This window comes from Corynebacterium freiburgense, from assembly GCF_030408815.1.
GTDB classification, from domain to species: Bacteria; Actinomycetota; Actinomycetes; order Mycobacteriales; family Mycobacteriaceae; genus Corynebacterium; species Corynebacterium freiburgense.
Genome location: NZ_CP047355.1, coordinates 995,709 through 1,021,842, shown reverse-complemented (window position 1 = coordinate 1,021,842; position 26,134 = coordinate 995,709). Strand labels below are relative to the sequence as shown.

Annotated in this window: 27 protein-coding genes and 1 riboswitch; of the genes, 5 read left to right on the top strand and 22 right to left on the bottom strand. The window is 49.7% G+C overall.

Annotation, left to right across the window (positions count from 1 at the left end):
* Positions 1-127: 127 nt before the first annotated feature.
* The 8 genes from CFREI_RS04675 to typA all read right to left on the bottom strand — a co-directional run bounded on the left by CFREI_RS04675 (position 128) and on the right by typA (position 7,889).
* Positions 128-850 (bottom strand): polysaccharide deacetylase family protein, encoded by a 723-nt coding sequence (locus CFREI_RS04675; RefSeq protein WP_051256082.1) that lies wholly within the window; start codon positions 848-850, stop codon positions 128-130.
* A gap of 53 nt (positions 851-903) precedes the next feature.
* The gene (locus tag CFREI_RS04670; protein WP_051256083.1) at positions 904-1,410 is read right to left on the bottom strand and encodes a GtrA family protein; all 507 of its coding nucleotides are present in this window, start codon (positions 1,408-1,410) and stop codon (positions 904-906) included.
* A gap of 217 nt (positions 1,411-1,627) precedes the next feature.
* On the bottom strand, positions 1,628-2,746 hold the full coding sequence (gene dapC / locus CFREI_RS04665; protein WP_027013378.1) for a succinyldiaminopimelate transaminase: 1,119 nt from the start codon (positions 2,744-2,746) through the stop codon (positions 1,628-1,630).
* A 40-nt stretch (positions 2,747-2,786) separates the two neighbouring features.
* Positions 2,787-3,104, bottom strand: coding sequence for a ferredoxin (fdxA, locus tag CFREI_RS04660; RefSeq protein WP_027013379.1), 318 nt, complete (start codon positions 3,102-3,104; stop codon positions 2,787-2,789).
* Between the two features lie 67 nt (positions 3,105-3,171).
* Complete coding sequence (locus CFREI_RS04655) at positions 3,172-3,564, bottom strand: hypothetical protein (protein WP_027013380.1); 393 nt, start codon at positions 3,562-3,564, stop codon at positions 3,172-3,174.
* Positions 3,537-4,415, bottom strand: coding sequence for an N-acetyl-1-D-myo-inositol-2-amino-2-deoxy-alpha-D-glucopyranoside deacetylase (mshB, locus tag CFREI_RS04650; RefSeq protein ID WP_027013381.1), 879 nt, complete (start codon positions 4,413-4,415; stop codon positions 3,537-3,539). The genes CFREI_RS04655 and mshB overlap by 28 nt, the downstream gene beginning before the upstream one ends.
* Complete coding sequence (locus CFREI_RS04645) at positions 4,408-5,943, bottom strand: ABC transporter family substrate-binding protein (protein WP_035112421.1); 1,536 nt, start codon at positions 5,941-5,943, stop codon at positions 4,408-4,410. Before CFREI_RS04645 ends, mshB begins: the two co-directional genes overlap by 8 nt.
* 35 nt (positions 5,944-5,978) lie before the next feature.
* Positions 5,979-7,889 carry a translational GTPase TypA gene (typA, locus tag CFREI_RS04640; protein WP_027013382.1) on the bottom strand — a complete coding sequence of 637 codons (1,911 nt, stop codon included), beginning with the start codon at positions 7,887-7,889 and terminating at the stop codon, positions 5,979-5,981.
* A gap of 204 nt (positions 7,890-8,093) precedes the next feature.
* On the opposite strand from typA, the gene CFREI_RS04635 reads away from it, so the two are divergent.
* The 4 genes from CFREI_RS04635 (at position 8,094) to CFREI_RS04620 (ending at position 10,528) form a co-directional block, all read left to right on the top strand.
* On the top strand, positions 8,094-8,774 hold the full coding sequence (locus tag CFREI_RS04635; protein ID WP_051256084.1) for an Rv1157c family protein: 681 nt from the start codon (positions 8,094-8,096) through the stop codon (positions 8,772-8,774).
* 9 nt (positions 8,775-8,783) lie between these two features.
* On the top strand, positions 8,784-9,317 hold the full coding sequence (locus CFREI_RS04630; protein WP_027013383.1) for a ribonuclease FAU-1 family protein: 534 nt from the start codon (positions 8,784-8,786) through the stop codon (positions 9,315-9,317).
* Between the two features lies 1 nt (position 9,318).
* Positions 9,319-9,663 carry an arsenate reductase (glutaredoxin) gene (arsC, locus tag CFREI_RS04625; RefSeq protein WP_027013384.1) on the top strand — a complete coding sequence of 115 codons (345 nt, stop codon included), beginning with the start codon at positions 9,319-9,321 and terminating at the stop codon, positions 9,661-9,663.
* Positions 9,664-9,739: 76 nt separating this feature from the next.
* Positions 9,740-10,528 carry a trypsin-like serine protease gene (locus CFREI_RS04620; protein ID WP_051256085.1) on the top strand — a complete coding sequence of 263 codons (789 nt, stop codon included), beginning with the start codon at positions 9,740-9,742 and terminating at the stop codon, positions 10,526-10,528.
* Between the two features lie 53 nt (positions 10,529-10,581).
* Here the strand turns inward: CFREI_RS04620 and CFREI_RS04615 are convergent, their stop codons facing one another.
* From CFREI_RS04615 to CFREI_RS04570, 10 genes are all read right to left on the bottom strand, one after another.
* A complete protein-coding gene (locus CFREI_RS04615; protein WP_027013385.1) occupies positions 10,582-12,255 on the bottom strand; it encodes an ABC transporter ATP-binding protein in 1,674 nt (557 codons plus the stop codon).
* Positions 12,256-12,257: 2 nt separating this feature from the next.
* Complete coding sequence (locus tag CFREI_RS04610; protein ID WP_027013386.1) at positions 12,258-13,208, bottom strand: ABC transporter permease; 951 nt, start codon at positions 13,206-13,208, stop codon at positions 12,258-12,260.
* On the bottom strand, positions 13,201-14,127 hold the full coding sequence (locus CFREI_RS04605) for an ABC transporter permease (protein WP_027013387.1): 927 nt from the start codon (positions 14,125-14,127) through the stop codon (positions 13,201-13,203). Before CFREI_RS04605 ends, CFREI_RS04610 begins: the two co-directional genes overlap by 8 nt.
* A gap of 108 nt (positions 14,128-14,235) precedes the next feature.
* Positions 14,236-15,819 (bottom strand): peptide ABC transporter substrate-binding protein, encoded by a 1,584-nt coding sequence (locus tag CFREI_RS04600; RefSeq protein WP_027013388.1) that lies wholly within the window; start codon positions 15,817-15,819, stop codon positions 14,236-14,238.
* A gap of 323 nt (positions 15,820-16,142) precedes the next feature.
* Positions 16,143-17,813: an L-lactate permease gene (locus tag CFREI_RS04595; protein ID WP_027013389.1), complete on the bottom strand. Its 1,671-nt coding sequence runs from the start codon at positions 17,811-17,813 to the stop codon at positions 16,143-16,145.
* A 211-nt stretch (positions 17,814-18,024) separates the two neighbouring features.
* A complete protein-coding gene (locus CFREI_RS04590; RefSeq protein ID WP_027013390.1) occupies positions 18,025-18,420 on the bottom strand; it encodes an NUDIX hydrolase in 396 nt (131 codons plus the stop codon).
* Complete coding sequence (locus CFREI_RS04585; RefSeq protein ID WP_420834538.1) at positions 18,417-18,869, bottom strand: nucleoside/nucleotide kinase family protein; 453 nt, start codon at positions 18,867-18,869, stop codon at positions 18,417-18,419. Before CFREI_RS04585 ends, CFREI_RS04590 begins: the two co-directional genes overlap by 4 nt.
* Entirely contained in the window at positions 18,862-19,596 is a 735-nt protein-coding gene (locus CFREI_RS04580) for an energy-coupling factor transporter transmembrane component T family protein (RefSeq protein ID WP_027013392.1), read from the bottom strand. The genes CFREI_RS04585 and CFREI_RS04580 overlap by 8 nt, the downstream gene beginning before the upstream one ends.
* Positions 19,593-20,945, bottom strand: coding sequence for an ABC transporter ATP-binding protein (locus tag CFREI_RS04575; protein WP_027013393.1), 1,353 nt, complete (start codon positions 20,943-20,945; stop codon positions 19,593-19,595). Before CFREI_RS04575 ends, CFREI_RS04580 begins: the two co-directional genes overlap by 4 nt.
* Positions 20,945-21,538, bottom strand: a complete 594-nt coding sequence (locus CFREI_RS04570) for an ECF transporter S component (RefSeq protein ID WP_027013394.1) — start codon at positions 21,536-21,538, stop codon at positions 20,945-20,947. The genes CFREI_RS04575 and CFREI_RS04570 overlap by 1 nt, the downstream gene beginning before the upstream one ends.
* Positions 21,523-21,630: riboswitch (TPP riboswitch) on the bottom strand. Its footprint overlaps the gene before it by 16 nt.
* A gap of 36 nt (positions 21,631-21,666) precedes the next feature.
* Here CFREI_RS04570 and CFREI_RS04565 point away from each other — a divergent pair.
* The gene (locus tag CFREI_RS04565; protein WP_084170834.1) at positions 21,667-22,260 is read left to right on the top strand and encodes a DUF4232 domain-containing protein; all 594 of its coding nucleotides are present in this window, start codon (positions 21,667-21,669) and stop codon (positions 22,258-22,260) included.
* Positions 22,261-22,280: 20 nt separating this feature from the next.
* On the opposite strand, the gene CFREI_RS04560 is transcribed toward CFREI_RS04565, so the two are convergent.
* From CFREI_RS04560 to CFREI_RS04545, 4 genes are read right to left on the bottom strand one after another with little or no spacing between them, the layout of a single operon-like run.
* A complete protein-coding gene (locus CFREI_RS04560; protein WP_035112426.1) occupies positions 22,281-23,183 on the bottom strand; it encodes an NAD(P)/FAD-dependent oxidoreductase in 903 nt (300 codons plus the stop codon).
* Position 23,184: 1 nt separating this feature from the next.
* Entirely contained in the window at positions 23,185-24,468 is a 1,284-nt protein-coding gene (locus tag CFREI_RS04555; protein WP_027013396.1) for an ABC transporter ATP-binding protein, read from the bottom strand.
* Positions 24,465-25,235 (bottom strand): ABC transporter permease subunit, encoded by a 771-nt coding sequence (locus tag CFREI_RS04550; protein WP_027013397.1) that lies wholly within the window; start codon positions 25,233-25,235, stop codon positions 24,465-24,467. Before CFREI_RS04550 ends, CFREI_RS04555 begins: the two co-directional genes overlap by 4 nt.
* Positions 25,232-26,128 (bottom strand): ABC transporter permease, encoded by an 897-nt coding sequence (locus tag CFREI_RS04545; protein WP_169719174.1) that lies wholly within the window; start codon positions 26,126-26,128, stop codon positions 25,232-25,234. Before CFREI_RS04545 ends, CFREI_RS04550 begins: the two co-directional genes overlap by 4 nt.
* Positions 26,129-26,134: the final 6 nt, after the last annotated feature.

The window sequence follows — 26,134 nt, the reverse complement described above, 5'->3', positions numbered from 1 at the left end:
TCCGCAAGCCACTCGGTGCAAGTGATGGAAGAAAATATTCAGATTCATAATGCCGTGGAAAATGCCGATTCCCCATAGAGTTTGTTCATAAGTTGCCACCAACAGGCAGCGGTAAAGGAAATTTGGGTTATTTCCTGAGCCGATATGCGTGCCCAGGTTGGGTTTCACCAAGAAGTTCGGTAACAGTGACAAATTGGTAATCTTGCGCACTGAGGTTTTCGATAACGCAGGGCACAGCGTCGACACTCGTGGAATGGATATCGTGCAGCAGAATGATTGCGCCGGGGTGGGTGTCGTGAATAATGCGCTGGCACACCGTTTCGCTATCTTTGTCGGCCCAGTCACGAGGGTCTACCGACCAGAGGATACTGGACATGCCAAGCCGACCCATTTGCTCATAGGTGGTGTTATTTGCGGCACCGTATGGGGGCCGGGCGATTGTGGGATAGTACCCGGTGACATTATGAATCATCGTACCGGCCCGCCACCATTCCAAATAAGTGTCCAGTGGTGAAAGGTATGTCATCTCATAGTGGCTGAAGCTATGGTTTCCCACCTCGTGCCCGTCGCGCATCATTCTGCGCACTACCCGCTCATCACCTGGCACTTTCGCGCCGATCAGGAAGAACGTTGCTTTGATTTGGTGATCGCGTAGAATGTCTAGCAATTTCGGCGTGTAATACCCAGGCCCATCATCAAACGTAAGGGCGATACAGCGTTCGGTATTGCAATCGGGCGCGGGACGCGATGGCAGGGGCATAGTGGGCGGTGTGGCATGAGCCATTGGGGCAAACCACAGAAGAATCACGACGACACTATATAGTGTGGCACCGCGAAGAATATGGCTCATTCCTACAACTTTATGTTGACGCACCCGCCTTTGCAAACATTCGCAGTGAAATATTAGGTTTGCGAAATAACTCGATGACCGCGGAAAGTCCACAGTTTATTTACCATGAAATTAATTGGCATTGCCACGATAATGGCAATCATATTTGCCCAGTAAATGCGGGTTCTAAAGCCTGTGGAATCATCCAAAATGTCTGAAGGTAATGCAATAGGTGATTCCGGGTTCATTAACGCGGTGGTCACCAATAGGGTCACTGCAAAAGCCCCAAGGCCGGTGAACAGGAACGGGAAAAAGCCGCGTATCCAGCTGCGTTGTCGGCTTCCGCGGAAAGTCCACATCCGGTTGAGTTGGTAATTCCAAGTATTGGCCACTAAAAACGCAATAGTGACCATAATGTGGTACCAGCGAATGTGGAATGGTGAGCCCAGCAGATTCAACACCGGGTCTACACTGGAAATATTAAAACCATGGTAGGCAATCCGCTTAACAATGGCCAGAACCACCATATTGACCAGAACGCCGGAACCACCAACAACACCAAATTTTATGAATTGCTTCATGCTATTGAGGTATTTATTGGTGTGACTCAATGCTTACTCCGTAAAAAAACTGTGCGGACTGACTGCTTAATCTTACTCCGGCTCAGTGTCATTTCACGCTATTACAAGTTCTTTTTTACGCTTTTGATACCCGGATATATTGCCCAGAATTATTTTGATTGTGCTGGTCAGCACGCGAAAGAAAAACCTAACGTGTCTTCGCACACATTTCGCTCAATTACTGGGACTTGGAGGCTTCTGCCAAGCGTTTTGCGGCGGCGTCGATACGCTCATCGGAGGCGGTAAGCGCTACCCGAACATGCTGGACACCGCGTGGACCATAAAAATCCCCTGGCGCCACAAGAATGCCGTGCTCAGCAAACCAGTCTACGGTGATGCGACACGGCTCACCGCGAGTCACCCACAAATACAGACCGGCCTCAGATTCATCAATGGTAAATCCGGCGCCACTAAGCGCGCGCATTAATGTGACACGGCGTTGGGCATAGCGTAGTTTCTGGGCAGCCTCTTGGTTATCATCCTGCAAAGCCGCAATCATCGCTGCTTGAATTGGGCCAGGAACCATAAGTCCAGCATGCTTACGAACCTCTAAAAGCTCCGCAATAAGTTTCGGATCTCCGGCGAGGAATCCAGCGCGATACGAAGCCAAGTTCGAAGTTTTTGAAAGGGAATGAATAGCCAAAAGGTTTGTATGGTCACCATCGCAAACCCGCGGATCCAGAATGGAAAGCGGTTCTTCCTCTCCCCAGCCAAGCCCTAAGTAGCACTCATCAGAAGCCAAAATAACATCGCGTTCCTGTGCCCAGGATACGACTTTGCGCAAGTGTTCAATCCCAAGCACCTTCCCTGTCGGATTTGCCGGGGAATTAATAAACATCAATGTTGGACGGGCAGGACCAATTTGCGTTAATGAATCCGCACGCTGTGGGGTAGCCCCGGAAAGCAGCGCAGACACTTCATATGTTGGGTAAGCAACTTCTGGAATAACCACCGTGTGACCAGTCCCAATACCTAAGAGTTTTGGTAACCAGGCGATGGCTTCCTTTGTCCCTATCACCGGCAAAACTGAATGAATATCCAGGCCAGAAACATGGTAACGGCGCTCCAAAGATGCCACAATCGCGGACCGCAGCTCCATCGTGCCAACGGTTTGAGGATACCCAGGGGCAGCCGCTGCCTCCGCTAGTGCTAATTGAATGCCTGGGGCTACCTCATCAACCGGAGTACCGACCGAAAGATTAACTATGCCATCAGGATGTTCCATTGCTTTTGCTTTCGCTTCCGCAAGGCTATCCCAAGGGAAGTCTGGCAATTGTGCAGGTGTGCGGTCAGGCATGGTTACTATTCCTCGGTACTTCTTTCGGTCAATGGGGTGATTAGGCCTGAGGTGGTAGACCCGCTACCAGCGGTGGGTCAAAATCCTGTGGGCCAAGCTTCGCCGCACCACCTGGTGAACCCAAATCATCAAAAAATGCTGCGTTTGCGTCGTTATATTCGATCCATTCATCAGGAACATCATCTTCATAGAAAATGGCTTCGACTGGGCACACTGGTTCGCAGGCGCCGCAATCCACACATTCGTCTGGGTGAATATAAAGGGAACGCTTGCCTTCATAGATGCAGTCGACAGGGCATTCTTCGACGCAGGCTTTATCCATGACGTCAACGCAGGGCTGTGCGATTGTGTAGGTCATCGGTGAACGGAAACTCCAAAACTAAGAAAACGGCCAGGGAGAGGTGAGTGCTTCCCCATGTATTGTGTCACTTCGCCCGCATAAGCGGCCAACCGCCGCCAATAACACCGGCAAACAAAAGAAGCATACTCCTTGCATTCTCCCCCACAAGAATATCCCCGGAAAAAGACACCCAAAATGTAAGTAGAAAGAATCCCCCTATCCAGGTAAACAGTGGGATCGCGGCATAGATAATTCGTCGGGTCCATAACAATGCCGTGCGGGTTAGCACACCAGTAAAGAAAAACGCGATAGGAATGGTATATGGAACAGCAATAGCTTTGCCACCAATATGAATCCAGGTACCCAAATACACGATTTCCAGCAGTACCGATATCAATGCGCCAAGACTTAACCAGGCTAATCCCCAAAATACTTCAGCTTTGGAAAAGTTCACCAGGATAAGCCTTCCATAGGGCATTGCGCAAGTGTTAACGGGGTACCCCAGCCGTACTGAAAATGCTCATAGCGCATAAGTGGCTGGGCGATTAGATTACTTAATGCGAACACCAGTGGGGCAGCATCAATATTGGAGGTACGTGCGAAAGCAGCTAAGGGGTTTACCGCGCTTACACTGCCATTGGCCACCCACAGTTGGGTTGCGTGAGCCTCAAAGGCTCGTACCTTGGCTGCATATGCGGCGTCGGAAAGCGCAATCCGCACATCCACATCCTGTTGCCGCGCAAGCTCATGATCGGCCCGCCGCCAAACCTGCGGAATTTCTTCAATTGCGGCCAAACCACGTTCGAAATCATTAGCGCCTGTTACAGCCCAAAGCACACGTTGTACAGAAGTACCGGCCACTGCAGCATGGGTAATTTCATGGGCACGGATATGGTCTGGGTGCCCATATCCCCCATCGGGCCCATAAGTAATAACCAAATGTGGACGCAAACGCTCCAAAATCTCTTTAAGCTGGTGGACCGCGGCTTCTCCAGAATGCACAAAAGCGCCGGGGCGATCGTTTGCGGGATCTCCAATCATGCCAGAATCCCGCCAGCAAGCCACGCCACCAAGAAATTCCCCACGTACACCAAGATGATCAAGTGAGTTTGCAAGCTCATGAATCCGAAAGCCCCCGAGCTGATCGGTACGCACTAACCCCTGATAGGGTTCGCCAATAACTTCACCTTGTTCTCCGAGAGTGCAGGTCACAACCGTCACTTCAGCGCCACGTGCGCTTAGAGTTGCTAATGTCCCACCGGTCCATATCGCTTCATCATCAGGATGGGCATGTACCGCAACAACACGCGCACCAACAAGATCACTCATCACTTCTCCTCCAGGTAGCCGCAGTGGCCAATGCGCCCGCAGGTTGGTGCATTGGCCACTGTTCCAAGGCTGGGTTTGGACCTACAATACCAACCCCAAGTACCTCAATTCGGGTGTCTTCAATCAGGGGTATGCCCAAAACTTGCTGCGAATAGAAGTTTGAACCATCAATATATTTCCCACTTGCCAACGCGGAAAGCAGTTCTTTATCAAAATCATGATCGCATGCACCGGCAAGATTTCCTGCCCGTTCCGCCGTGGGCAAACACATATACCTACTCGCAGATGTGATTGAAGACTGCGTAGTCCGCTGCCAAGATACCACTGCATCCACTCTGCCTTCTGGTAATAATCTGCCAGTAATTTCCTCAAAATCACTTAGGACCACTTCGGCATTCATATCCTTGCCGCGCAACATGTCCACGATGCTCGCAGCAGCCGAGGCCGCTGCATCATCAGCAGGATCGGCAGCTATCCGCACCCGCTTAGGCAATTCCTCTGCACCCATGCTCGGCGTAAAGTCTGGCACTGCTAACTCAGTTCGACGCCCCGCTGCGATCTCCGCAATAAGCTTCGCATCAATTTGCTTGGCGACGCCCCGTCGAAGTTCCGGCGTATTCAATGTACTTGCATTAAACGTAAGTTCGAGACGAGACTCTCGTTGAAATATTCGTAATTGGGTTTTCGGCATAAGCTCAAATACCGAAACTCCCACTTCAGATGGAGTAACATCAAGGAATCCCACCTGACCACTACGGACCATTTGCCGCCCTTGGTTCGCTGACCTTATTTCCCGGAAAATCAATGTTTCCGTTACCGCAGGCTTTTTCCCCCAATACCGGTCATTTCGAGTCAACGTAACCACTCCCCGATTTCGATCCACTGTGCGCACCATATAACGCCCTGCAGAAGCTGGAACTACATCTTCCAAGACCTGGTCAAATGAATCCGTACCCGTGCCAAATAAATGACTTGGCACCAAATTATTGAAGAGTAATTTCCAATCGGCTACTTTGCGGCGGAAATCCACATCGACAGTTTTGCCACTATTGGATGTTCGGATTTGCATAACCGATTCATAGCCAGCGGGATCAATAACCCCAGGTGTAGTTACCATATTGCGCCACAAGTACCGAAAATCCGCACCGGTAATTGGAGTGCCGTCACTCCACTGGGCTTCTTTGCGGATAATATACCGCACTGATTGCGCAACCCCAGGCTCCGTGACCGGTACTTCCTCGGCTTTTTCCAAAACCGCAGTATCCATTTCCCCCTGAACAAAAGTACTTGGAAGAACCAGGCTCGCTAGCGACTGCACGAACGCACTATCATCCGAAACCAAATGTGGATTTAAGCCATTTTTAATTGGATCAATCCCGATTTCTAGAGTGTTCGCAGTATTATTTTTCGGCTCAGCCGCCTGCTTTTGTTCTTCCCCCGGCTCAGCCACTGGTGGTGGCCCTGGCGAAGCCGCGCAACCAGCAAGCATAATGCAGGCTAACAACGAGACAAAAGGGAGGCGATTCACCCCTCCCTTTTTACCAGCATTACATACGCAAACGCTTACTTATTTCGTTGCTTCTCTCGGGAACGAGCACGCGCACGGTCCGTAGCATTAAGAAGAACTTTACGTACACGGATTGTTTCTGGCGTTACTTCAACACATTCATCCTGACCACAGAACTCCATAGCTTCATCAAGCGAAAGATTCCGTGCCTTAGCCAAAGTCACTGTAGCTTCAGATGTGGCGGAGCGCATATTAGTGAGCTTCTTCTCACGAGTGATATTGATATCCATATCTTCATCACGATTATTTGCGCCAACGACCATGCCTTCATAGGCTTCAGTGCCAGGCTCCACAAAGAAGCTGCCACGATCAGCCAATTGCTGCAGTGCATATGCTGTAATCTGTCCAGATCGGTCCGCAACCAACGATCCCGTAGCGCGATCTTTAATATCGCCAGCCCACGGCTCGTACCCTTCGGAGTAATGGTTCGCAATACCCGTTCCACGGGTTTCAGTCATAAAGGTAGTGCGGAAACCAATCAAACCACGGGCAGGGATTTTAAATTCCATACGAACCCAATCCCCACCAGAGTTATCCATAGAAACCATTTGGCCTTTACGTACAGCCATGAGCTGGGTGACTGCACCCTGGTATTCGGACGGGACGTCGATAACCACATGTTCAAAAGGCTCGTAAATCTTGCCATCAATAGTCTTGGGCACAACCTGAGGTTTTCCGACTGTTAATTCAAAACCTTCACGGCGCATAGTTTCAACCAAGACCGAAAGTGCCATTTCACCACGGCCCTGAACCTCCCAAGCGTCCGGACGTTCGGTAGGCAAAACCCTAATAGACACATTGCCAATCAATTCTTGATCCAGCCGTGCTTTCACCACACGAGCGGTGAGTTTATCCCCGCCACCACGGCCAGCTAATGGTGATGTATTCACACCAATGGTCATAGAAATGGCTGGTTCATCCACCGTAATACGAGGTAGAGCCACTGGATTATTTACATCTGCAAGAGTATCGCCGATCATAATTTCATCGATGCCAGAAATGGCGGCGATATCGCCAGCAATTACTTCGTCGGTTGGTACACGGGTCACACCAACAGTGCGTAAAAGTTCGGCAATCTTTGCGGTTTTGGTGTGGGGGTTACCATCAGAATCGTAATGAATCCAGGCGACCTGTTGACCTTTACGCAACCGCCCAGCATGGACGCGTACCAAGCCGATTCGGCCCAAGAATGAGGAAGAATCAAGATTGGTCACATGAGCCTGTAATGGGGCGTCGAGTTCTGCCGTTGGCTCCGGCAACACCTTATACAGCACATCAAAAAGCTCTTGCAAGTCTGACGCATCTGGAATATTGCCATTACCTGGGTTTTTCGTGGAAGCTTTGCCTTCCCTGCCGGATGCATACAGTACAGGCAAGTCCAAAAGATTTTCTGCAGCATCTGCTGCCTCAGGGTCTTCCAAGGAAGAAGCAAGTTCAAGAAGCAGATCGTGGGATTCTTCTACCACTTCATCAATTCGAGCGTCCGGGCGATCGGTCTTATTTACGGCGATAATCACTGGCATTTTTGCCGCCAAGGCCTTACCCAAAACAAAACGTGTTTGAGGTAGTGGGCCTTCGGAGGCATCAACAAGGAGCACAACTCCATCAACCATGGAAAGCGCACGCTCCACTTCCCCGCCAAAATCGGCGTGGCCGGGAGTGTCAATCACATTAATAATAAGGTCCTGACCGCTTTTACCAGCACCTTTACGGCGGATTGCGGTGTTTTTGGCGAGGATGGTAATGCCCTTCTCGCGTTCGAGGTCGCCCGAATCCATAATACGGTCGGTAACTTCCCCGTGATCCCCAAAGACACCGGACTGCTCCAGCATCGCATTTACAAGGGTGGTTTTTCCGTGATCAACGTGTGCGACAATAGCAACATTGCGGAATTCTGTTTGGGTCACTAGTGGCTTACTCCTGCCAAAATTGTGCGGATTTTTTATCGGTTACTGAATGTACCCCGCTACCCCCAGGGTAGGCGAATATTTTAATACTGGCGTAACACTGCCCACAGCATGTACGACTTGTTCTATAGCGACACACACGGGTGGTGTATATATGTTCATTCCACTAAGGTTTGTGACTGAAGTAAATTCAAGTTAACTAAAGTGACTAATGAGAAGGTCTTTGTGAAACTAGGTTCGAAGCGTCTAGCGGCAATTCTGACTGCTCTTGGTATTGCATTTGCATCGCCAGCACCGGCTTTTGCCAGCCCACCGTCGATTCCCCTCTCGTTTGACCACCTTGGGCGTCCATCCGCTGGCACGCTCGACCATATTCGTGGACTTGCGGACGCACCATGGCTTCCCGGCCCTGCGAGGGACACACTTCACTCGGCTATTATTTTTTTCGAAGGTTCAGGCGGGGGTGGCGTCCCATTGCCTGAGGATGCACCAAATTTCTCTCAATTTATTTGGCCCACCACGGCGGATCGCTGTATTAGTGGGCAGCACCGATCAACTGGCACCATGATCGCCGTCCCAGGCCCTGCCCCACTCCCCGTCCCTGGAGTTCCTGAAACCCAAGCCGCATTTATATTTACCGCCCTTGGCACTGGACCTGCTGATCAGAACCATTCTGGAATGACCATCCATTGGATGAATATAAATAATCTCCGTTTCGGCGCGACTCCGCTCACCGCCCAAGGCATTAATGCTGAAGGTCCAGCAACAGTAAGCGGTATTGCCAACACCGGACGCGGCACCGTAGTAGCAATCGCCATTGGTGGGGTTTCCACCGAAGGTCACCAATGCAATTTCATCCCCACAGCAGGAATGTTCACCGTCTAAGGATCAACCATGGCAGATTTGCACCCAGTAAAATGTGAAACCTTTGATACCACCACAAATGTGAACACGGACCCGAAAGGGTTCCACCGCCACGTGGATACTTTCAAAGAGACCGATTTCGGCCTCTATATGGCTCGCGGTGCAGATCACCCAAGATTTGGTTATTTGGAATCCTGGCTAATCCCTGATTTAAAACTTCGGGTGAGTATTTTTCATTTCCGCAAAGGCGCTGAAGAAGAACAAGATTTTTATGTTGATGTTGTAGATATCACCCATAAAGACGGCATTTGGCAAACACGTGATCTTTATATCGACCTTATCTGCAATATTGGCAAACCAGTCGATGTTTGGGACATTGATGAGCTTTCAGCCGCGACCGCTGCAGGAATTCTCCCAGCTGAAGATGCAGAAAAAGCGATTGAAGCAACACTTGCCGCAGTAGAAGGCATTACCCGTCACAGCGATAATATTTCCTTATGGCTTTCTTCGCGTGGCATCAACCTTACGTGGGCAGAAAGCGTTAAACTTTCTACAATTGAGTGACATGCAAGCAACGATCTACCACAATCCAGCGTGCTCCAAGTCCCGAGCAGCCCTCGATTTCCTTCGCGAACACGATATCGAACTGACAGTGATTGAATATCTGAAAAATGCCCCCACCAAAGAATCACTTACTGCCCTACTTAAATCTGCAAATCTTCAAGCCCATCAAGCCATTCGAACCAATGAGCCAATCTATACAGAACTTGGGTTGTCACAAGAAACCCCGGAAGAAAAACTCATTGCCACAATGGTTGCCCACCCAATCCTTATCGAACGTCCGATCGTAGTTACGAAAAAGGGCGCACGAATCGCCCGCCCAACTGCGGTTATAGAAGAAATCCTGTAAGTCCCCCCATTTCGCACAAAAAGATAGCCAGTTATACTGTTAACCCGAATTCCCAATTCCCCTAAAGGCAGTGCCAATGAAATTTAAGCGTCTCGTAGCCGCCCTCGCCATTTTTGGCAGTATTACCACCGCAACCCCAGCCGCCCATGCAGTTGTTGGCGGAAGGCCAGGAGGAACTGCCTCCCGTGTTATTTTGGGCGACATGAGTTGCAGCGGCACTCTGATTAGTCCTACATGGGTCTTATCCGCAAAACACTGTGTAGGAAATGGCGATGCTAATTCAATTTCAGTCAACAATGAGATTCGCCACGCAACGAATGTGTATATGCATCCGACCGTTGAGTTAGCAGTGATCGAATTAAACGCCCCTGTTGGCGCCGCACCAACTGCAATTTCTGGCGCCCATTTGTATCCGGGGACCGTCGGTGTGGTTGAAGGTTGGGGCGGTGTTGCACAGCATCACTTCCTACAACCACAAGCCGCAGATGCCACTGTGCAGCGTCGCGTGTTTAATGTTCCAGGCGCTACCCCGGACCAAAACCTCATTGAAGCTTGGGTAAACCGTGGGCGCATTACACATGGTGATTCCGGCGGGCCCTTTATAGTAAATGGCCAGCTCGCAGGTGTTACTGCTTACTCCAATCAGGGTAACGACCCAGCCGGCACCGTCGCCTGGTATGTACCGGTTGCAGAACATCTCGATTGGATTCAACGCCAAACTGGTATTCCTGTTCCTGGCCAAATCGGTGGACCAGCACCACTTGTCGACGCCGTGCAACACCCAACTCAGGCACCTGCAGTTGGCCCGGTTTTAGGAAGCTCCTATATCGATTCCTTAATTAACTACCCACTTGGAAGTAGTTAATTCATATACAAAAAGGACCCGCGTTTGCGGGTCCTTTTTGTATATCTTGGCGTTTAGAAGCCAACTCCGAGTTCGATTCCTAGACCAGGGACTGATTCAATCAGATCGCGGGTATAGTCTTGCTTCGGGTTTTCAAACACTTCATCGGTAGTGCCGGTTTCCACAACCTGACCTTGCTTCATTACTACAACGTCGTCAGCGGTTTGACGCACCACCGCAAGGTCGTGAGTAATAAACAGGTAACTTAACTCCAGTTCTTCTTGCAGATTCGAAAGCAATTGCAGAATCTGGTTTTGCACCAACACATCCAATGCCGATACTGCTTCATCCAAGACCACAACTTCTGGATCCAATGCCAATGCTCGTGCCACCGCAATACGTTGCCGCTGACCGCCCGAAAGCTCATTAGGGTACCTGCGCATTGCAGAACGCGGCATAGCAACCATATCCAGTAATTCCGCTACCCGTTTTTCTCGCTCGGCACGGTTGCCTACTTTGTGCACCTTTAAAGGCTCTTCAATACAGCGGAAAATCGAATAGGTGGGATCCAAGGACCCATAAGGATTTTGGAATACCACCTGCAGTTTCCGGCGCATTGCAAAAAGATCAGCTTGGCTTAGTTTTGAAAGGTCTGTGCCTTTGTAAAACACTTTCCCTTCCGTTGGGTCTAGAAGGTTCAACACAATATTGGCTACAGTGGATTTGCCAGAACCAGACTCACCTACTAATGCCAAGGTAGTGCCACGCCGTAATGTAAATGACACATTATCCACGGCCTTAAAGTGCTTTTTCACACCTTTTGCCCCACGAATATCGAACACTTTAGTGAGATTTTCTACGCGGATAACTTCCTCGTGAAATTCTTCTGACGTGGAGGTCAGCAATTCTTTCGATTCGATTCCTTGTTCCTTTGCGGATCGAATACGTGCCGATGCCAACGATGGTGCAGCTTTCACTAACCGTTGCGTATATGGGTGTTGAGGATCCCGCAAAATATCAAGCGATGGACCAGATTCAACAATACGTCCACGATGCATAACCACAAGGTGAGAAGCCCGTTCCGCAGCTAGACCAAGGTCGTGGGTAATAAACAATACCGCCGTGCCCAGTTCCTCGGTGAGCTCTTGCAGGTGATCCAGGATTCGGCGTTGCACCGTTACATCTAACGCGGATGTTGGTTCGTCTGCAATAAGGAGCTTAGGCTTGGCAGCTAATCCAATACCAATCAATGCACGTTGCCTCATACCGCCAGAAAATTCATGCGGATATTGTTTTGCGCGACGTTCAGCGTCAGGCAAACCAGCATTTTCTAAAAGTTCGGCTACGCGTTTATCCGCCTCGCTCTTGGGAACTACATTATTTGCACGCAAGGATTCTTTTACTTGGGTGCCAATTCGCCACACCGGGTTAAGGTTGCTCATTGGGTCTTGAGGAACCAAACCTATTTTCGAACCCCGGTACTCTTGCATTTGTTTTTCGGAAAGCTTAGTGATGTCTTTTCCTTCAAACAAAATTTGCCCACCAGTGACTCTGCCGGTGCCGGGCAGCAAACCAATAATCGACATCGCAGCGGTCGACTTACCAGACCCGGATTCGCCCACAATTGCGACGGATTGTCCAGGATAAATCGTCATATTAATGCCGCGGACTGCATCGACTGTTCCAGTAGATGAGGTGAAGGAGATTTTCAGATCCTTCAATTCAAGCAATGGTTGCATTTCTTGCATGATTATCGCTTCCTTGATTTTGGATCTAGCGCGTCACGGACCACATCACCCATCATGATGAAGCTCAAAACTGTAGCAGCCAAAGCCATGGCCGGGTAGAACAGCACCATTGGTTGCGTGCGTAAGGAAGTTTGTGCATTCGAAATATCTCCACCCCAGGACACAATAGTGGTAGGCAACCCAATACCTAGGAAGGACAGGGTAGCCTCAGCCACAATAAACGTGCCTAATGCCACGGTAGCGTACACAATAATTGGGGCCGCAGCGTTGGGCAGAATATGCGTCAAAAGAATTTTCGTTTTCGACGCCCCAACCGCGCGGGCGGCCGTAACATATTCCTCGTTTTTAACGCTTAAGACCGCTCCACGAGTAATACGAGCAATATTGGTCCAACCAAAAAGACCAAGCACAATAACCACGGTGAAAATCGTGCGGTGCTCTTTAAAAAGCTGCATCACCACAATTGCTGCCAGTACGAACGGTATAGCGTAAAACACGTCGGTGACACGGGAGAGGATGGCGTCGATAATGCCACCGAAGTAACCCGCAAGCGAGCCAAACACAACGCCGATAAATACAACAAGCAGTGTAGTAAGCACACCAACAGTAACTGAAGCGCGGGCACCATAGATCGTGCGGGCGTAAATATCACATCCCTGTCGATCAAACCCAAAGGGATGCCCTGACGAAGGGTCGTCCAACGAGCGGGAAAGCTCACATAACCGCGGATCAGTATTAGTAAATAGTTGCGGAACTAAAGCCAGAAGAATGGCAATCACAATAAGGGTTGCAGCGCACCAAAACAGTGGACGCTTACGGAGATACCGCCACGCTTCACCCCACACTGATGTAGGGGCGGATTCATCGGCCACAGCATCGACCGCGCCGAGACCGGTCTCATCTGTTTCAGCAATAAACCGTTCCTGTCCAGGATAAATTTTCTTATCAGGCATAGCGAATCCTCGGATCTAGAATTGCGTAAACCATATCCACCACTAAGTTCGCAAAGATATACACCACAACAAGCGCGGTGGTAAATGAGACGATTGTGGTTGGCTCACCCTTAAGAATTGCTTGATACATAGTGCCGCCCACACCATTAATTCCAAAAATACCTTCGGTCACAATAGCGCCGGCCATTAAGGTACCAAGGTCAGCACCAAGATAGGTCGCCACAGGAATAAGCGAATTGCGGAGGACATGTCGCCGCAACACCGAACCATTGGAAAGTCCCTTGGCACGAGCGGTTCGAACATAATCTGCAGAAAGATTCTCACTTACAGACTGTCGAGTAAGCCGCAAAACATAGGCAAATGATACGGCACCAAGCACTATCGCCGGCATAAGTAATGACGTAAATGAAACATTCGAGCCAACGGTTACTGGGAGCAATTTCCACTTCACACCAACGAGGAATTGGAAAACAAAACCGATTACAAATGAAGGAACAGCAATAACAAACAGGGACATTACCAATACCGTGGAATCGAAAATTCCACCGCGACGGATTCCGGCAAAGAAACCGAAGGCTACTCCTAGGACGCCTTCAAATACCAATGCCATTGTGGCAAGTTTGATGGTTACCGGAAAGGCATTTGCCATCGCTTCAGATACCGGGCGCCCCGAGAAAGTGGTGCCGAAATCTAGGAAGAAAATTCCTTTGACGTACAGCAAATACTGAATAATAAATGGCTGATCCAAATTATATTGGGCGCGAATTCTAGCCGCTGCGGCTTCACTGAGTCCGCGATCTCCGCCAAGCGCCTGGACCGGATCACCTGGCATTAAAAATACAAGGGCGTAAATAAGTAGCGTTGCCCCAAAAAATACGGGAATTGTTTGAAGCAATCGGCGCCCTACATAGCGCAACATAGTGGGAAATCCTAAAAATGAACGTTACAAAAAGAATACGAGTAGACACCGAATGCCCTGGTGCAAATTGTGCGACCAGGGCAACGGCATTATTAGGTATTCACGGCATTACTTCTTAGTAATGGCGTGCAGTTCAGGCTTGGATTTCCAGTTGAACTTCACATTTTCTACATTTTCGGACCAGCCCGCAGTCACATTGGAGTACCAAGTTGGAATAGCTGGCAAATCCTTAAGTAGAACTTCCTGTGCTTCATTGTAGATCTTGGTGGATTCTTCAACGGAATCAGCACCAGCAGCCTTCTTAAACAGTGCATCTACTTCAGCATTGGAGTAGTCACCATCATTGGAGCTTCCACCGGTGGCATAAAGCGGCACAAGGAAGTTGCCAAGGCCAGGGTAATCACCTTGCCAGCCGGTACGGAATGCAGAACCGATAGTGCGGTTAGTAATATCATCGCGGAATGACTTGAAGTCTGGGTATGGTGCGCCAACGGCTTCAATGCCCAATACATTTTTAATAGAGTTCACTACCGCGTCTACCCAAGGCTGGTGGCCACCATCAGCATTGTAAGCAAGGGAGAATTCGCCAGTGAACTTATTCATGGCGTCGGCTTTTGCCCACAGTTCTTTTGCTTTTTCAGGGTTGTATTCCAGGACTTCTTCACCTTTAAGGGAATCGGTGTGTCCATCGATAACTGGGGAGGTGAAATCTGTTGCAGGGGTGCGGGTACCTTGGAAGATCTTTTCAGTGATCTCCTTACGGTTAATTGCCAATGAAATTGCCTCGCGGCGGAGTTTTCCTTCTTCACCAGAGAAATGTTCCAGCTTTTCTGGAATGGTAAAGGATTGGAATACGGCAGCTGGCTGGTTTACCCAACGGTCACCAAGTTCTTCTTGGTAGTTAGCAAATGCGCTTTCTGGAACCGTATCCAGGACGTCCAAGTTGCCAGCCAACAAATCCGCATAGGCGGCATCTAGTTTTGGATAGAAGACGAACTTTACACCATCGTTTTGAACTTGGCGATCACCCTTATACTCGCCATTCGGTTCCAGTGTGATGTCTTGGTTGTGGTTCCATTCGCTGACCTTAAATGGACCATTACCAACTGGCTTTTCGCCAAAGGCTTCCATGTCTTCAAAAGCCACATCAGGCAATGGGAAAAATGCAGAATATCCCAAGCGTAGTGGGAAATCTGCCTCAGGCTGGGTAAGTTCAATGGTGAAGGTTTTATCATCAATAACCTTCAGACCTTCAAGAGGTTTGCCTTCTTCAAAGCCTTTGATTGATTCAAAGAAATGGGCATTATTCCAGGAGTTTTCAACCGCGTAATTCCAAGCTTTTACAAAGTTATCAGCTTTTACTTGGGTTCCATCAGAGAATTTCTGATCGTCTTTGAGCGTGACTTTATAGGTTTTTTCGCCCTCAAGTTCAACAGACTTTGCAACCTCGTTATGGATTTTTCCATCAGAGTCATAGTAGGACAATCCAGCAAAGATAACGTCAATAACGTTACCGCCACCCGTTTCATTTGTGTTTGCGGGATGCAGCGGATTTTGCGGTTCACTGCCATAGACAGTGATGTAATTTGCGCCACCAGTCGCACCACCGGAGCCACTGTCATTTGAGCAAGCAGCAAGACCGAATGTAAGAGCGGTTGCGGCGGTTACCGCGAGCGTCTTTTTCCAAGCCATGTTGAAACCTCCTAGAAATTCTGGGTTCTTCGTATCCTAACTGTGAGCTAAGTCAAAACATGAATCCGCTTACATAGAGTTAACATTTGCTTCATTTAAACATCCAGCATGAAAAGCGCGCGACCTTGGCAAATTGCACTAAAGCAAAGCGCACAATAGGAATTACACCCCCTCCCCTGCCCTTACCCCCTTTTTTACCCCTTTATTAGCTTGATGGCTTAAAGGCATCATTTCAAGCTATAAACACACAACCTGGGCTGTGCTGCTTCTCAAATATAGGGAAGCAGCACAGCCCAGGCATGTGTTGTGTAATCGTAGAGACCTTAGTTGACCACTGGAGCCATAAAGGCAAGTACGTTTGTTTGCAGGAAGATAAGGCAGCAAACCACGAGTAGAAGCACGAAGGACCAGCCAACTACTGCCTTGAAGATATCGGATTCCCGACCTTCCATCTGCACTGCAGTAGCTGCAATAGCCAAGGACTGAGGCGAGATCATCTTACCTACAACACCACCGGTGGTATTGGCGGCAAGCATAAGGTCTGGGTTAAGTCCAGCATGTTCTGCAGCTGTAACCTGCATCTTGCCAAATAGAGCGTTGGCAGAGGTGTCGGAGCCGGTAACTGCGGTACCAATCCAGCCAAGAGTTGGTGCAAGGAAAGCGTATACCGCGCCAAGAGAAGCAACGTATTGACCAATTGCAATCGTTTGGCCAGAGTAGTTCATCACATATGCCAAGCCGAGGACGAGCACAATGGTTACTGCTGACCAGCGCATGCGGTACCAGGTTCCGGTGAATTCATTCCATACCTGAACCGGGCTAAGAGAGTATTTGCCGTTTTCGTTGTAAATCATGTACGTGATTGCAACGATAAGGCCAGAAATTAAGAGCAGTGTTCCTGGATTAAACAGCAGGTCGAGATCGTAAGCGGTCTTAACTGGCTTCCCAGAAGCGGTCACCAGGCGATCCTTGAGCAATGGCCAATCAATGGTGATAGTTGCTGTTTTGAGCAAGCCCTTTACGGTTTCGCTGAGGTTGGCAATACCGAATACAACGGTCACTACAAAGTATGGCATAAGTGCCATCCAAACTCGGCCTACTGGAAGTTCTTCGTTGACGGCTGCTGGCGGCAAGTCCATACGCTTGCGCATTTCATCGATGCCACGTGGCTCCCAGAAACGGAGGAAAAGGAAAGCCGCACCAAGTGAGACGATACAGGCCACGACGTCGGTAAGCTGGTATGCAAAGTAGTTTGAGGTTGCCCACTGTGCGATTGCAAATGAAATACCAATAACGAATGCTGGGATCCATGCCTCACGGACACCCCGCATACCATCGAGGATAAACAGCAGGATTGCAGGTACGAATACTGCAATCAATGGTGCCTGATGACCTACGATTGCAGCAATGTTTTGGGTCTGCTCCAATGTACGATCCGACACATTACCTGCGGTAGTAATTGGAATAGCCACAGCACCGAATGCCACGGGAGCGGTGTTAGCGAGAAGTACCACAGTAGCGGCCTTGAGTGGCTTTACACCAAGCGCCAGAATCATGGTTGCGGTAATGGCAACCGGCGCACCGAAACCAGCGAGAGCCTCAAGAAGACCACCGAAACAGAATGCGATCAAGATGGCTTGGATGCGAACATCACCATCACCTAACTTGTCAAAGGTACGGCGGAGGTCTTCAAAACGGCCTGAAGCTACGGTGATCTGGTAGAACCAGATCGCCATAACGATTACCCAAACGATTGGGAAAAAGCCAAATACACCACCACGAAGCACCGACATAAAGGCAAGTTCGCCAGGCATATTAAATCCGGCGATTGCAACGATCATTGCGGTGAGGGTGGCCACAGCTGCGGATACATGGGCGCGAGCTTTTACACCAATCAGCATTACAAAAAATGCCAAGAGTGGAATACACGCCACAAGGGCGGAAAGACCAAGGCTCCCGCCAACTGAGTCAGTCACAGCGGTAAAAGTGTTCACTGCAACTCCTTACACGGTATTGATGGGTCGATTGAAATACGAAAACTGCTCAATGAACGAAACCAGCATAGAGCATGGAATTCTGTTGACTATTGTTATACAAACCACGTCCGATGAAAAATATCGGCTCCCGCACACGTTTTACGCAAACTATAAGTAGGCATGGTGAAATCCCCCCATTAAACACCCCCATATCTATGTTCGAACTGTATTAGTTACATAATGCTGGAAAAACAATATCCCTGCTCAAAGGTGCTAACTGGCGCGTTTCCTCAGTTAGGGAACACCACACACTTTCCACAATTTCCGCTCGCGCTCGCGGCAATATGTCTAGCGGTTTGGGGAGAATAAAAACATCGCAACGTACATTCCATCCGGGTTCATTTGCCGCTGGCGCCGTAAATTCACCGAAATATTCGAGTGTGTCTGGGTCGATCAGTAGTCCGAGTTCTTCTTGTATTTCCCGGCAGGCAGTGTGCCGAGGATCTTCTCCAGTTTCAACTTTTCCGCCGGGCAGCATAAATGCATGTGTTCCTTGTTTTCGCACGCTCAAAACATCACCAGCCGCATTACGGAGCACCATTGCCGCGATACGTATTTCCTTCACCGAACGATCATGTCAACTGGTACAAAATTTGCAAAATGTTCGTCTTCCTGCGCCGCCCACATATCCCAGTATTCTGCAAAGCCTGGGTCACGCCGTAACGCACGCGCTTTTCGAACTTCTACAGGCGCCTGCACAACAATGGTCAATACATCATCACCAGCGGCGCGTATCGACGCCGCAGTCACCGCTCCTACCCCTTCAATAATGAGGTCACCACGGGGTACATCAACCCATGTTCCAGCGATATTATGTTCCCAATCCCATCGCTGGAACCTTCGTTCTGTAATAACGGAAGGGACAGCAGCTCGCCCAGCGGCTAAACCATCCCACCCTGGATAAAAATCATCGAGATGCACTACTGGCCAATCGAGGTGCTTCCCAAGAGCATGAGCCAGTGTTGTTTTTCCTGATCCCGAACGGCCGTCAATAAGAATGATCACATCAGGCACCCAAAAAACGGAATGAACCCACAGCAATTGAAACACCAAGTGAGCAAACCGCGACCCCAATACAAATCAGTAGTGCCGCGGCGTCGATACGCGAAAGCCGAGATACCCGCGCCCACGTACGCTCGCTGGAACCAAAACCCCTGGCTTCCATTGCCGTTGCCAATGCAGCACCACGCCGCAACGCCAACACTAATAAACCAAACACCATAGTAAACGCGTATCGAATGCGGCTCTGATCCGCGATACCTCGCGCACGGCGCGCACGGCCCATTGCGTCCCAATCCTGACGGAATAGACTCACAAGCCGCACACCGGCAACGGCTCCAACCACAAAACGAGCAGGTAGACGCAAAATCTGCGCCAGGCCATCGCCTAAATCTGTGGGATCTATCTTTGCAGTAAGTACAACAACAGGAATGCCCACAGCGAGGACACGCACCATAATTGCTAGCGCAAGCTCAAGCGAATTATCGGTCACCCGTGCGAAAAGAAACGAGAAATATTCATGCCCCTCCGGGCGCCCATACAGTGCCATAGAGATCCCCGAAATCGGGGCTGCTAAAAATACTGGAATACTTCGGCGTGCAAGGACTATAAGATTCACTCCGGCTAGTGGCGCCAATATAATCGTCCACACCAGTGACACACCCGCCGAGACAACATCAACACTCAATAGCAGTGGGGTTGTCACAATAATCAACCCTAAAATCCTGGTCACCGGATTCATAGTGCAACCTCATAATCGCCAAGTGCCTGTAGAAAAAGCTCATCATGCGAAATTGAACAAATGCTAATACCGTCTTCTGTTAAGTCCCGAAGAATTTGTACAAGCTCCATAAAAGTACGGCGATCCTGCCCAAAGGTCGGCTCATCAAGAATCAATACTTCCGGCGAAGCTACCAATGCAGTAGCAACCGATAACCTGCGCTTTTGTCCACCCGAAAGGGTAAAAGGATTTGCCTGAGCAAGATGTTCCAAACGTAGCCGGTGCAATAACTCCTCAATGCGATTGTCTGCATTGACCCCCATCACCTTTGGACCAATCTGCAATTCTTCCCATACATTACGTGCCACAAACTGATGTTCAGGATCTTGGAACACATATCCAATTCTTCGAGCAAGCTCACGAGATTTCCAGGTATATGGCGGTGATGCAAAGCCCTTAATCGTTCCACCTAGAGGGCGAAGCAAACCAGCCAAAGTCAAAGCCAATGTAGTCTTACCCACCCCATTCGGACCGGTAATTACCGTCGACGTGCCCTGACGCAATGCAAGATTCCGAGGTTCTCCAATCGGTGAAGAATAACCAGTAATTAAATCCTGGGCAACCAAAACTTTAGTATCTGATTGCCGTCGTTCTAGCTTGGGCATCGGAGTATTAGGAAGCCACACCCCAGGTAAATCAAGCGACTCTAAAATCTCGGGAGGACCATCAGCAACCACGCCACCATCCCCCAAGACGATCACCCGATCAATAACATCCAACCACTGTGCAACACGATGCTCGACCACAATAAGTGTTGCACCTGTTTCTGTAATTGCCTGTTGCACAGCATGGACAACTTCCTCAACGCCGTTTGGATCTAAATTCGCCGTCGGTTCATCAAGCAAAATTAAGCCCGCATGCATTGCCAATACTCCAGCCAATGCTAAGCGTTGTTTTTGCCCTCCGGAAAGCCGCGCCGTCGGGTAATCCAATGGCACACCCAGCCCTACGGCATGAAGCGCAAACTCCACGCGTGGCCAAATCTCACATTTGGGCACACGGAGATTTTCACACCCAAAGGCGATATCGTCACCAACCCGACTTGAAATTACTTGAGAATCAGGATTTTGCAACACCATGCCAACGGGGCCGGGTTCAATAGATATCTCCCCGGCGCGTTCACCGTCATCATGGTCCCCAAGCACACCAGCAAGTGCAGCTAAAAGCGTTGACTTTCCGGAGCCAGATTCACCGAGTAAAAGCACTCTTTCACCAGGCCGAATCCGAAAACTTACGTTTTGCAATACAGGGTCTTTCCGCCCAGCATGACGCCAACCGAAATCTTTTGCTACAACTTCACTGCCTGCCATTACACTAAATGCTGCCTTTCTCGGCCTGCTGCAAAACGATCCAATGCTCCTGTGGCGGCTAATGCCCTCACAAGAATAAACGCCAAAATGCCAGCAAGGAATACCCCAGACAACGATGAAGACGCTAAATAAATAGCATTAAAAATAGCCCCCTTGGCATAATTCGCGCTTGTAACAAGTTCAAGGCACCAACCCCCCAGAGCCGCTCCCACACCTGCCAGTGCCGCCACAACGATGCCGAATCGCCGGTAACCGAATACAAAAAACACCAATTCCGCCCCAAGCCCTTGGGCAATACCCGAATACAACGTTTCAATTCCCCATTGATTGCCAATGAGTGCTGAAACTGTTGCCGCCACAACTTCCACAAAGATTGCGGCACCAGGTTTACGGATAATCAATCCGCCTAAAACGCCGCCAAGAAGCCACACCCCATTTGCAACACCCCCCAAACCGGGGGTAAAAGCATCTGCTGCGGTATACCAGGCATAGCCAATGGAATTCCAAACCCAAAAAATTAAGCCGCAAGCCACCCCTAAAACAGCAGCAACAACAATATCTACAACACGCCAATGCGTAGCCATTACCTGCATCCTTCCTCCGCCGGCGTTACCCGGTTCAGGTTCAAACGGTTCGTCGTATACGTCTCAGCCCAAAAGAAATTTGGACACCCGCGCTGCACCTACTATACGTTGCCCACAACCAGGGCTACTCTTAAGGTATGAGCAATCACAACAGTAACATCCATACCTTTAGTTACGCTGCCATGCTCATCGTCGCCGCTACACTTACCGCCTGTGAACCTTCCTCAATCCCGCAACCAAATCCGAACACACAAGCAGGCTCCCCAGAGCCAAGCACACCGCCACGCTCCCATGCCAAACGCACCAATTCCCCCAGTTGCTCTGCTCAACAACTCACTGCCGAAACCTCCGACAGTGAAGGCGCTGCGGGAAGCATGTTCCACACCGTAACGTTTACCAATACTGCAGACACCGAATGTTCACTCATTGGATACCCCGGCGTATCTCTTGTAGATGCAAAAGACAACCAGCTTGGCGCTCCTGCCGACCGTGAATCCGGTGACCCTGGAACACCAGTCACGCTATTACCAGGCGGCCAGGCCTCTTTTACACTACGAATTCAAAATGCACTGGCATACGATCCGAAAACCTGCTCTGCCACCGACACCGCAACTCACCTGAAAATCTACCCGCCGGAAGAACATGCTTCCATTCTTCTCCCCTTTCAAGCCACTACCTGCACTAATCCAGACATCGCCATTTTAAAAGTTAGCGGCGTTAGGGCAGGATAGTGACCTAGAAGGATGCTCAATTAATCAGTAGCAGACAATGATGCCATAAATAACTGCTGATCAATGCAGATACCAGCACATTGACCTTCACCTACACCAGCAGCAACAAATCCTAAGGGGGCGAAAGCATCCCGGTTCATTGAGCAATCTCCCACTGCATACACCCCGGGCACACTGCTCTGGTGCTGTGCATCAACCATGATCGTCTTCCAATCTTCGCTTATCTCACATCCGAGGCTTTCAGCGAAGCGATTACTTTGCACAGCATCAGGACGATAAAAGATTCGATTCCGCACAACAGTTTCGCCATTTTCAAGATGCAATAGTAATTCTGGCTCAGCCCCTGAAATACGAATTACAGGAGTGTCTACCGTGATCAAATCATCTGCTTCTACTTCTATTCCTTGTGTAAACACTATGACGTCTTGGCTAAAACGGTCGAGCAAATATCGAGCAATAAACACATCAAGTGGCCTGGAAACCAGTACCCCGATCGTAGCGTCGGTTGATTCAAATCCATGACAGTACGAGCAGTGATACACACCATTACCCCAGCGTTCGGAAAGCCCTGATAAACCACCAAGCTGATCATGTTGACCGGTGGCAAGGAGAAGGTACTTTGCAGTCGCAGTCCTCCCATTAAATGTAATCTCAAAATTACCCAACTCACCTGTAATGCGTTCCACAGTAGCTGTCCTACGTTCAATACCTGGATACTCGTTTAATTCAGCCCGTCCAAGACGCAAGAAATCATGTGGAGAAATACCATCCCGGGTAAGGTACATATGCATTTCAGGAGCAGGCGCATTTCGCGGGTCGGACGAATCAACTAGCAAAACGTGCCGCTGTTGACGCCCTAAGACCAATGCAGCCGATAAGCCAGCCGGACCCCCACCAATGATTGCTACATCAAATACTGTCATCTCAATGCCTTTCTAGTTCGATAGTTTGATCAGCCCAAGCGCAAACCTCAGGTTCATGGCTCACCGCCAACACGGCCATGCCTGTTTGGCAAAGGCTATCCACTTCGGCAAGGACTATATCCCGCGTCTCAGAATCGAGAGCGGATGTCGCTTCATCAAGAAACAACACTGATGGTTTTTGCAAAACAGCGGCTGCAATAAGCACACGCTGCCGCTGACCACCAGAAAGTTCTCGTGGTTTACGGTCAATATATTGTTCGATCCGTAATCGGTGAAGAATCGACATATCTTCTGTGCGAGCCCGATGACGCAACAATCGGCCAATCTTCACAGCAGGATTCAAGCTCAATGCCGCGTCCTGAGGCACCCAACCTATCTGCTGACGTTGCGTCAAGCTACGCTGCCAGAGTTGGGGTGGTAACTGATCACCTTGAAGGAATACCGAGCCACTATCTGGCCTATGGAGACCAAGCATGGCACGCAATAATGTGGTTTTTCCACACCCAGAAGGACCCGAAATCGCAATCACCTCGCCTGCGTGAAGTTTCAGATTTAGCGGATTCGTCCGAGGTACATCTCCATGCCCAGCAAGTAAGTCACAGACTTCAAACACCACAGTTTGACCATCTTGATTACCAGAACGTGTGTTTCTTACTGCGCCTGGTTTATATCCCAAATATACGATTCTATCTGCGAACGCTTGGGCAAATTGCTCGTCATGCGTGATTACTAATACCGACGTAGACTTCAATGCACTGAGAACTGACCCGACTTTGGAGAGCACTTTCGAATCTAAACCAGCCGTTGGTTCGTCGAAAATCACAATCTCGGGGGATGAGATAAGTCCACGAATAATTGCTGCTCTACGCCGCTGTCCACCAGAAAGTTGACTTGGTAATGCGTCGATCAGATGCTCGATTTCAAGCGCTGTTGCAAGCGGCATTGGATCCGCTTTAGTGCGCTCCGCAAATAATTGCCGCAATGTCATATGCGGAGTAAGCGAAGATCCAGGGTCTTGGTCAATATAAGAAATTCGCTGTCGGAATTGCCGCAATGCGCCACCAGAAAGCTTAAGCGGCGAATGCTCAAGCACAGATATTTCACCGCTTGACACCACTAGTCCACTCGGACATTCTCCAAGTAATAGTTTGGCAATAGTGCTTTTCCCAACTCCAGATTCGCCCATAAGCGCCACTGTTTCACCAGGTCTCACTTCAAGGTGAAAGTCATCGAATAAACACCGACCTGTAGTGGTCTTTACGCCAAGGTTTTTCGCTGAAATCATAAGGAATCCCCCTGATCCAGCAATACACTTGGCGGTACTGTTAATGCGATAATCGCTAACGCTGGTGCAGCAACACCCCATGGATTCAAGGTCACACCACTCAGACCTGAATGAATCAATGTTGCCCACGTATCATCACCATTGCCACCACCAAGAAATGATGCCGTAGCCGTGAGATACACAGTTGCGATAAACCGTAACGACATATCAGTGCCTATTGGCCGTGCCAGCACTGGCAAAACCTCATGAAGCAAAATATCCTGCCATCGCTGCCCAGAGCATAACGCAGTTTCAATAAATCCCGCAGCTAAGACCCGCTGCAATATTGATTCAAAGAAACGGCTCGAAAAAGGAAGCGAAAGCAAGACACTGCCAAACACCAACCAACCAGGAGACAACCCAGTTGAGGCAGCAATGGCAAGCATAAGAATAATCGGCGGGATGACCAGCAATGCATCAAGGAACATTCGGAATCCTGGCTTTGCATAGCGCACCGCAAGAGTACCAAGCAATAACCCTGTTGCAGTGGACAATACTGCGGAGATCAAAGGGACAACTACCAAAATGGCATTGCCCGCAAGCATACGGGCTGCTATGTCGCGACCAAGACGGTCTGTGCCAAAAATGTGCTCGGCAGAAGCAGGTTCGAATAAACCACCTATCGGTTCCTGGGGATTTGGCAACTCAAGCACGCCCGCAACCATAGGCCCCGCAAGTGCTAAAACAATTGCAACCGACCACACTGACCACATCACGCCACGGATCATTTTGCCACCACCAACCTCCGCTTCTGTTGGTCTGCAATTGCAAAACCTACAAGCGTAATCGCCGCAATCACAGTGGTCAGTGACGCCACTGCTTCGGTTTCCCGTTGAGAAACTAATCCTGTAAGCAATCCACCAATACCGGGATAACCGACCACAGATTCAATAACGACCGCTCCCGAAATTAGGTACGGCACAACTGCAGCAACAAGTTGCGCAATGGGGGCAGCAGCAACTGGCAACATATGTTTCCAAATCACCCGCCAAGGGTGAATGCCGGCCAGCCGGGCCGCCTGCACATGCGGCAGGTTAGCGACGTCGATAATGACTGAACACACCATTCGCAATAACCAACTACCTGCAGCAATGCCCAATGCTAGTGCGGGTATCACCAAGATGATTGGAGTTTCCAGTGGTGTACTACCTGGGCGTACAAGGGAAACCTGAGGCACAAGTTGCCATTGCACCGCAAGTAAAATCACTAAGAGCGTTGCCACCGCAAAATCCGGAATTGCAATAAATGTTTGAGCAACACCTTGGGCAACTCGAGAGTTGCGCACTCCAGCAAATACCCCGCCTGCCACGCCGATACATAGCACCAATGGCACAGCAACAGCAGCAAGGATTGCGGTATTACGTGCAGCTGGTAACGCTAACTCCACAACTGGCTTTCCAGAAACAAGCACATTCCCCAAGTCGCCCCGAAAGATGCGTACTAGCCATTCGGCAAGTCGTTCCCACACAGGTCGATCAAGACCCAGCTCTGTACGCCGAACCGATAATTGTTCAGCGTTCGCTGGGCCCAAGGACTGGGTTGCAGCATCGCCGGGCAGAAAATCCATAATTAAATAGATTGACACCGCAGCCAGAAACAGGGTAACGACACCACGGACCACGTGCCG